The 6,355-nt window shown below is 73.9% G+C and carries 6 protein-coding genes; 4 read left to right on the top strand and 2 right to left on the bottom strand.

The window, feature by feature from the left end; translation table 11 throughout:
* Together GTW08_RS00475 and GTW08_RS00470 are read right to left on the bottom strand one after the other, a co-directional pair.
* Positions 1-791 (bottom strand): GAF domain-containing protein (locus GTW08_RS00475; protein ID WP_202416202.1); only part of this gene is annotated, 791 nt, incomplete at its 3' end.
* Positions 792-816: 25 nt separating this feature from the next.
* On the bottom strand, positions 817-1,593 hold the full coding sequence (locus GTW08_RS00470) for a FadR/GntR family transcriptional regulator (protein ID WP_083658122.1): 777 nt from the start codon (positions 1,591-1,593) through the stop codon (positions 817-819).
* Between the two features lie 287 nt (positions 1,594-1,880).
* Here GTW08_RS00470 and GTW08_RS00465 point away from each other — a divergent pair, with 287 nt between their 5' ends.
* Genes GTW08_RS00465 through GTW08_RS00450 form a run of 4 tightly spaced genes read left to right on the top strand, consistent with a single transcriptional unit; the run spans position 1,881 to position 6,208 of the window.
* On the top strand, positions 1,881-3,281 hold the full coding sequence (locus tag GTW08_RS00465; protein WP_083658092.1) for an MFS transporter: 1,401 nt from the start codon (positions 1,881-1,883) through the stop codon (positions 3,279-3,281).
* Positions 3,278-3,835 carry a MaoC family dehydratase gene (locus tag GTW08_RS00460; protein WP_073574387.1) on the top strand — a complete coding sequence of 186 codons (558 nt, stop codon included), beginning with the start codon at positions 3,278-3,280 and terminating at the stop codon, positions 3,833-3,835. The genes GTW08_RS00465 and GTW08_RS00460 overlap by 4 nt, the downstream gene beginning before the upstream one ends.
* Entirely contained in the window at positions 3,832-5,043 is a 1,212-nt protein-coding gene (locus tag GTW08_RS00455; protein WP_073574388.1) for a CaiB/BaiF CoA transferase family protein, read from the top strand. Before GTW08_RS00460 ends, GTW08_RS00455 begins: the two co-directional genes overlap by 4 nt.
* A gap of 1 nt (position 5,044) precedes the next feature.
* On the top strand, positions 5,045-6,208 hold the full coding sequence (locus tag GTW08_RS00450; protein WP_073574389.1) for an acyl-CoA dehydrogenase family protein: 1,164 nt from the start codon (positions 5,045-5,047) through the stop codon (positions 6,206-6,208).
* Positions 6,209-6,355: the final 147 nt, after the last annotated feature.

Genomic DNA, 6,355 nt, shown 5'->3' with positions numbered 1-6,355 from the left:
GCCTCGGCGATGTCGCCGACGTCGCCGCCCTCCAGGACGACCCCGGCGAACCGGTCGTGGGCGTCGGCGGCCTCGGCGATCGCGGCGTGCGCGCCGCGCAGCTCGCGCAGCGTGGTGGCGGTGTCGGCGAGGCGGCGGGTCTGCACCAGCGACACCGCGGCGAGCGCGGCCAGCGAGCCGAGCAGGGCGACGTCCTCGGCGGTGAAGGGGCGGGCGGACCGGGTGGCGGCGAACAGGACGCCGACGAACTCGTCGTCGACCAGCAGCGGGGTGCCGCAGATGCCGACGATGCCCTCCTCGGCGACCGCGGTGTCGATCTCCTCGGTGTGCCGGTAGCGGCCGTCGCCGGCGTAGCGGCCGGTCCAGTGCGGGGTGCGGCTGGCCGCGACGAGGCCGCCGAGCCCGGCCCCGAGCGGGAGCCGCAGCGACTGGAAGCGGTGCGAGACCGACCCGGAGGTGACCCGCATGAACGTGTCCCCGCGCTCGGGGTCGTGCAGGGTCAGGTAGGCGACGTCGGTACCGAGCAGCCCGCGGGCCCGGCGCACGATCGCCTGCAGCACCGAGCCGGGGTCGGACTCCGAGGCGAGGTCGCGGGCGATGCCGACCAGCGCGGCGAGCTCGGACTCACGGCGGCGCCCGGCGTCCATCGCCGCCCGCACCCGCAGGGTCAGCGCGCCGGCCTCCGGCTCGGAGGCCGCCAGCTCCGCGACGACGCGGTCCAGCTCGCCGTCGCGGGCATCGCCGTCGGCCCGGTCGGCCAGCAGCCGGAGCAGGTCGAGGACGGTGCGCACGCGTCCATCCTGCCGTGCGCGGCGCTCAGTCGGACTTCCACGCCCCCGGGCGGCCGTAGATGTCGCGCAGGTCGAGCAGGTGGCTGCGCATGGCCTCCTCGGCCTGCGCCGCCTCGCCCCGGGCGATGTGCTCGGTGATCGTGGTGTGGCAGGCGTCGACCTCCGCCCAGTGCTCGGCCGCGACGACGTGCCGGTTCAGCCGGGTGCGGAGCACGTCGCCCACCGGCTGGCCCATCATGGTGATCATCAGGTTGCCGGTGGCCATGAGTACCGTGGTGTGGAAGTCCATGTGCTCGACGAACCCGCTGGGGTCGCGCGGGTCCCGCGGTGCCGCCGCCGCGGCGCGCAGCGCCTCGATCGTCTCCGGGGCGGCGCGCTGGGCGGCCAGCCGGGCCGCCGCGGGCTCGAGCAGCAGCCGGGCCTCCAGCAGGTCCGCCATGCCGAGCTGCGGCGTCGCGACCAGCACCCCGAGCGCACCGCCGACGTCCTCGACCAGGCGGGCGGGGTCGGGCGCGGCGACGAACGAGCCGCCCTGCACCCCGCGCCGGGTGTCGATCAGGTGCTGGCTGGCCAGGACCCGCAGCGCCTCGCGGACCGTGGAGCGGCTCACCCCGAACATGCCGGTCAGCTCGGACTCCGCGGGCAGCCGCGTGCCGGCGGGCAGGGCACCGCGCATGATCTGCGCGCGCAGCTCGTCGGCCACCTGCCGGTAGGCGGGACGGACCCGCTGGACCCGCAGCCGCGCCGTCGGCGGCCGGTGACCGTCGCGAGGCCGCTCCCCCGCCGGTGCGTCGGTCGGCACGGTGACGCCGTCACGCGGATCCCGGGTCGCACCCATCTTCACGCCGCCGCCCTGTCGTCCATCGTGCCGCGCGTCCCGCGACCCGTTCCAGGGTACCGGTCGGGCGTTGCCCGGGACCATCACCCGGCGGTATAGGTCTGACAGATCTGTCGAGCACTTCCAGCAGCTCGTGACCGTTGGAGGGTCTTGCCTCTGAAAGTGTCTGATGTTTACCGTGCGGAGGCGGGGTCCGGTCGGCCCCCGCGGACCGGAAGGCGGGCGACGGCGCCCGCCGAGGGGAGTACGCGATGACCGTCGACCCACCCGGTGACCGGCAGGCGGCCGGTGTGCCGCCCGCTCCGGCCCCCGTCACGGACCTGGCCGCCCGGCTCGACCGCATCCCGGTCGCCACCCCGACACACCGCCGCTGGGTGGGGGTGCTCGGTGCGCTGTTCGTCTTCGACCTGGTGGACCTCAACTCCTTCGCCTACGCCGCCCCCGCGCTGCGGGCCGAGTGGGGGCTGTCCATCGGGGAGGTCGGCGCGGTCACCTCGGCCGCGTTCGTCGGGATGTTCGCCGGGGCGATCGTCGGCGGCCGCCTCTCCGACCGCTACGGCCGCCGCCCCGTCCTGCTCGGGGCCGTCCTGTTCTTCTCCGTCTGCTCGCTGCTGAGCGCGCTGAGCTGGGACGCCTGGTCGCTGGGCGTGCTGCGGGTGCTGACCGGGTTCGGGCTGCAGGCCACGACCGGGGTCCTGCTGGTCTGGGTGAGCGAGATGTTCCCGCGCTCGCTGCGGGGCCGGTACCAGGCGCTGCTGCTCGCCGTCGGCCTCGCCGGCATCCCGATCGCCGCGTGGCTGGCCCGGATCGTCGTCCCGCTCGGACCGGGCTCCTGGCGCTGGGTCTTCGTCGTGGGCGCGCTCGGCGCGGTCGTCGCCCTCGTCGCCTGGCGGACGGTCCCCGAGTCGGTCCGCTGGCGCTCGGCACAGGGCCGGTCCCCCGACCCCCGCGACGAACGGCTCGTGGCCCGGATGGAGCACGAGGCCCGCGCGCAGCTCGGCACCGACCTGCCCGAACCGGTCCCCGACCCCCCGAAGCCCGAGGGACGGCTGTCGGACCTGCTGCGCGGCGCGACGCTGCGCCGGACCGTGGTCGCCTCGACGGCCTGCGTGTTCCTGATCCTGTCGTTCTACGGTTTCAGCTCCTGGGTGCCGACGCTGCTCGTGGAGCGCGGGTACACCACGGCCGAGAGCCTGACCTTCGCCTCGGTCCTCGCGATCGCCGCCGTGCCAGGAGCGCTGCTCGTGGCGCCGGTGGTGGACCGCTTCGACCGGCGCGCGGTCGTCCTGGTGCTGCAGACCCTCTCCGCGGGCCTGGTGCTCGCGTTCGGCCTGGTCACGCACCCGGTCGCGATCGCGGTGACCGGATTCCTCGCCGCGATGTTCATGCAGGCGACGGTGCCGGTCCTCTACACCTACATCGCCGAGGTCTTCCCGCTGCACCTGCGCGGTCTGGGCTCCGGCATCGCGAACGGCTCCGGCCGGCTCGCCGGGGTCGCCGGCGGCCTCCTCGTCGCCGCGACCTTCGCCGGCCTCGGCCTCACCGCCGTCTACGTCTACCTCGCCGCGGCGGCACTGCTGCTCGGCCTGGTCATGGCCCTGTTCGGCGAACGCACCACGAACCGCCGCCTCGAGGACATCGAGCGCGGATGACCACCCCCCACCGGAAGGACGACACGCACGTGACGATCAAGCAGGGCTGGCAGGGACGCTTCTACGAGGACTTCGAGACCGGCGACGTCTACCAGCACCCGCTGGGCCGGACGATCACCGAGACCGACAACACCTGGTTCACGTTGCTGACCATGAACACCAACCAGGCGCACTTCAACCGCCAGGTCGGCGAGTCCTCGGAGTTCGGCCGGATGCTCGTCGTCTCCCCGCTGACGATCTCCATCGCGATGGGCCAGTCGGTCACCGACACCACCCAGAACGCGTTCGCCAACCTGGGGCTCGACGACCTGAAGCTCACCGCGCCGGTGTTCGCCGGGGACACCATCTGGTCGGAGTCGATCGTGCTGGACAAGCGCGAGTCCTCGTCCCGCCCGACCGCCGGGATCGTCACCGTGCGGACCCGCACCCTGAACCAGGACGCGGTCGAGGTGCTGAGCTTCCGGCGGACCTTCTACGTGCACAAGCGGGAGGTGGGCGGGGCGTCGTCGCTGTTCCCGCAGGCCGCGGAGCCGCTGACGGTGGAGGGCGCGTGACCCGGCGGCCGCTGGAGGACATCCGGATCGTCTCGCTGGAGCAGTACGGCGCCGGCCCGTTCGGGTCGATGCACCTCGCCGAGCTGGGCGCGGAGATCATCAAGATCGAGGACCCGTCGGTCGGCGGTGACGTCGGCCGCGCGATCCCGCCCTACACCGCGCCGGGCGACTCGCTGTTCTTCCAGTCCTTCAACCGGGACAAGTCCTCGGTCACCCTCGACGTGCGCACCCCCGAGGGCCGCGAGGTGTTCCACGACCTGGTCCGCACCGCCGACGCCGTGTTCTCCAACCTGCGCGCCGACGTCCCGGCGACGCTGGGGATCCGCTACGACGACCTCAAGGAGGTCAACCCGCAGATCGTCTGCTGCTCGCTGACCGGGTTCGGGATGACCGGCCCGCGCTCGGCGGAGCCGGGCTACGACTACGTCCTGCAGGCGCTGGCGGGCTGGATGTCGCTGACCGGTGAGCCCGGCGGCGCCCCGCAGAAGACCGGGCCGAGCCTGGTCGACTACTGCGGCGGCTACGTCGCCGCGATCTCGCTGCTGGGCGCGATCCACGGGGCGCGGCGCGACGGCGTCGGCACCGACTGCGACGTCTCGCTCTACGACACCGCGGTGAGCCTGCTCGCCTACCCCGGGACCTGGCACCTGACCGCGGGCTTCGAACCGGTGCGCACCCGGCAGTCGGCCCACCCCTCGCTGGTGCCCTTCCAGGCCTTCGAGGCCTCCGACGGCTGGCTGGTCGTCGGGTGTGCGAAGGAGAAGTTCTGGCAGCGGCTCACCGTCGTGCTGGGCCGCCCGGACCTGGCCGAGGACCCCCGCTTCGCGACCTTCGCCGACCGCAACCTGCACCGCGACGCGCTGCTGCCCGAGCTCGAGGCGCTGTTCCGGACCCGCACGGTCGCGGAGTGGCTCGCCCCGCTCTACGCGGCCTCGGTCCCGTGCGCCCCGGTCCGCGACGTCGCGGGCGCGCTGACCGACCCGCACACCGTCGAGCGCGACCTCGTCGCCGAGACCCCGCACCCCGACTTCGGCCCGGTCCGCACCCTGCGCAGCGCGGTCCGGGTGGGCCCGCCCGGCGCCGACCGGGCCCCGACCCGCGCCGCACCCGTGATGGGTGCCGACACCGACCGCGTCCTGCGCGAGCTGGGCTACGACGACACCAGGATCACCGCGCTCCGGAGCTCCGGCGCGCTGGGGAAGGACTGACATGGACTTCCGGTTCACCGACGAGCAGCGCCTCTACCGGGACACGTTGCGCGCCTTCGTCGACAAGGAGATCGTCCCCGTCGCGCGGGAGTGGGAGCAGTCGGGCCGCTACCCCACCGAGATCGTCGAGGGGATGAAGAAGCTCGGACTCTTCGGCCTGGCCGTCCCCGAGTCCTACGGCGGCCTGGCCGCCGACACCGTCTCGTTCGCGCTGACCTTCGAGGAGATCTCGCGGGGCTGGATGGGCATCGCCGGCATTCTCGGCAGCCACTCGGTGTCCTGCTTCCTGCTCGCGAACCACGGCACCGAGGAGCAGAAGCAGCGCTACCTCCCGGAGCTCGCGACGGGCGCGCGGCGCACCGGGATCGCGCTGACCGAGCCCGGCGCCGGCACCGACCTGCAGGGCATCCGCACCACCGCCCGCCGCGACGGCGACGACTACGTCATCGACGGCACCAAGATGTGGATCACCAACGCCCGGCACGCCGACCCGCTCCCGGTGCTGGTCAAGACCGACCCGTCGGCCTCGCCCGCGCACACGGGCATGAGCATCCTGCTCGTCGAGGCGGGCACCCCCGGCTTCGAGGTCACCGCCGACATCGGCAAGCTCGGCTACAAGGGCACCGAGTCCTGCGAGGTCGTGCTCGACGGCGTGCGCGTCCCGTCGTCGCAGCTGCTCGGCGGGGTCGAGGGACGCGGCCTGCAGCAGGCACTCTCCTCGCTGGAGACCGGGCGGATCAACATCGCCGCCCGCAGCGTCGGGATCGCCCAGCGCGCCTACGACGAGGCCCTGTCCTACGCCCGCGAGCGCGAGGCCTTCGGCAGGCCGATCGGCGACTTCCAGGCCGTCCAGCAGCGGCTCGCCCAGACCGCGGTGCGGCTGCAGGCGGCCCGGCTGATGACCTACTGGGCGGCGTCGCGGATGGACGACGGCGTGCGGATGGACACCGAGTCCGGGATGGCGAAGATCTTCGCGTCCGAGCAGGCCCTGGAGTGCGCACTCGACGCGATGCGCATCCACGGCGGCTACGGCTACTCCACCGAGTTCGAGGTGGAGCGGCTCTACCGCGACGCCCCGCTCATGTCGATCGGCGAGGGCACCAACGACGTGCTGCGCGGCGTGGTGGCGAAGGCGCTGCTCAGCGGCAAGGCCACCGTCCGGTGAGCACGGCCGACGAGCTGGGCGCCCTCGCCGCGCGGCTCGGGTACACCCTCGACCCCGGCCAGGTGACGGCGATGCACGACGCGGTCGCGGGCGCCGAGCCCGCGGTGGCGGCGCTGCGGGCGGCACCCGTCCCGGCGGCGGCCGCCG

The organism is Pseudonocardia sp. SID8383, assembly GCF_009864975.1.
GTDB classification, from domain to species: Bacteria; Actinomycetota; Actinomycetes; order Mycobacteriales; family Pseudonocardiaceae; genus Pseudonocardia; species Pseudonocardia alni.
The sequence above is the reverse complement of the archived record's forward strand: the minus strand, read 5'-3'. Positions and strand labels throughout refer to the sequence as shown.